Below are 1,723 nucleotides of genomic sequence, written 5' to 3'. Positions count from 1 at the left end.
CCGTCCTGACCGTGAAGCGGGCATGGGACGGCTCCGTCCTGGCCGCGCACGCGGCGAACGCCGACATCTACACGCCCCGCACCCTGACCGTCACCCGAGGCGCCCTCGGCACCACCGCGGCCGCCATGAGCGCCGGCGACGACGTGTACCGCTGGGACCCGCCCGGCCCGGTCCGGGAGCTCACCGTCGCCGAGGCCCTGACCTCCCTGCTCCAGGGGCAGTCCGGGTACGCCCGGGTGGTCGGCTCCGGCGAGGCACAGCGGGAAGCGTCCGGGCGCGGCCTGCGGGACCTGCGCGAGTCGGTCTACACGAGCCATGGCCGCAAGGCCCGCACGAGGGCAGTGTGAGATGAGCGTCGACGTCCGGATGACCGGCCCGCTGTTCGACGGGCGGGCAGCGCGCGCCGCGCAGGCGTTCTGCGACGACGCGCGCGAGGAGATCGCCGAGTACGCCGAAACCCTCGTCCTCAACGAGCTCGGGCACGTGCTGCGGCACCCGACCGGCTACTACGAGTCCCGGGTCGAGACCGAGCGGGTCTCGGCCGATACGAGCCGCGTGCACGACAACGGCGTGGTCTACGGGCCGTGGCTGGAGGGCGTCGGCAGTAGGAACGCCCCGGTGACGCGGTTCGCGGGCTACTCGCACTGGCGGCGGATGAAGGAAGTCGTCAAAGGCCAGGCGCCGGGCATGGCCGAGCGGATCCTTCAGCGGCATCTGCCGGGGATGAGGTGACGCGCGATGGCTCTGGACATCAACGGCATCCTGAACTCGGTGATCTCGCACGCCATGGCGTCGGGGTACTTCGAGCGCGTCAACGGGCACGAGCCACAGAACGCACCGGGCCACGGCCTGACGGCGGCCGTGTGGGTGGACGGCATCACGCCCGTCCGTACGTCCGGGCTCGGCACGGCATCGGCGCGGCTGATCTTCAACGTCCGTTTGTACACGCCGATGGTCCAGGAGCCGGCCGACGCGATCGACCCGAACCTGACTGCCGCCACGGACGCCCTGATGCGCGCGTACGTCGGCGACTTCCAGCTCGGCGGCACGGTGCGGCAGGTGGATGTCCTCGGTCAGCACGGCGCGGCGCTGGAGGCGCGGGCGGGCTACATCCAGCAGGACGGCGCGCTGCTGCGGGTCATCACGATCACGCTGCCCGTCATCGTCAACGACCTTTGGGATGAGGTGGCATAGATGGCCAAACAGAGCGGGCTCGGCGACAACCTCTATGTGGCCGGCTACGACCTCAGCGGGGACATCGGCCAGCTCGGCGGCATCTCCGGCGGCCCGGCCGCGCTGGAGGTCACTGGCATCGACAAGAGTGCGTTCGAGCGGATCGGCGGACTGCGGGACGGGAAGCTGGAGTTCACCGCCTGGTTCAACCCGGTCACCGACCGGGCGCACCAGCGGTTCCGCTCGCTGCCGACCACCGACGTCATCGTCTCGTACTTCCGGGGAACCACACTGGGAAACCCCTCGGCGAGCATCGTCGCGAAGCAGATCAACTACGACGGGACCAGGGCGGACGACGGCGCGTTCACCTTCGCCGTGGAGGCGCAGGCCAACGGCTACGGGCTGGGGTGGGGGCGCTCCCTCACCGCCGGCAAACGCACGGACACCACGGCCACCAACGGCAGCAGTGTGGACTTCGGGACCGGCTCAACGACGTTCGGGCTTCAGGCTTACCTGCACGTCTTCGCGTTCACGGGCACGTCGGTCACGG

4 protein-coding genes are annotated in these 1,723 nt (G+C 70.4%); all 4 read left to right on the top strand.

Going from position 1 to position 1,723, the window contains the following annotated elements:
* Positions 1–347, top strand: a 347-nt coding sequence (locus I5Q34_RS33095) for a hypothetical protein (protein WP_199896201.1), incomplete at its 5' end; no start/stop codon positions are given.
* Between the two features lies 1 nt (position 348).
* Positions 349–732: a hypothetical protein gene (locus I5Q34_RS33090; RefSeq protein ID WP_199896200.1), complete on the top strand. Its 384-nt coding sequence runs from the start codon at positions 349–351 to the stop codon at positions 730–732.
* A gap of 6 nt (positions 733–738) precedes the next feature.
* Positions 739–1,194: a hypothetical protein gene (locus I5Q34_RS33085; RefSeq protein ID WP_199896199.1), complete on the top strand. Its 456-nt coding sequence runs from the start codon at positions 739–741 to the stop codon at positions 1,192–1,194.
* Positions 1,195–1,723, top strand: a 529-nt coding sequence (locus I5Q34_RS33080) for a hypothetical protein (RefSeq protein ID WP_199896198.1), incomplete at its 3' end; no start/stop codon positions are given.

It is taken from the genome of Streptomyces sp. AV19 (assembly GCF_015999245.1).
Taxonomy (GTDB): domain Bacteria; phylum Actinomycetota; class Actinomycetes; order Streptomycetales; family Streptomycetaceae; genus Streptomyces.
This window is presented reverse-complemented; position numbering and strand designations above follow the sequence as displayed.

Coding starts and splice junctions, on each gene's coding strand:
- I5Q34_RS33090 (WP_199896200.1), top strand. CDS start 349: ATGAGCGTCGACGTCCGGATGACCGGCCCGCTGTTCGACGGGCGGGCA.
- I5Q34_RS33085 (WP_199896199.1), top strand. CDS start 739: ATGGCTCTGGACATCAACGGCATCCTGAACTCGGTGATCTCGCACGCC.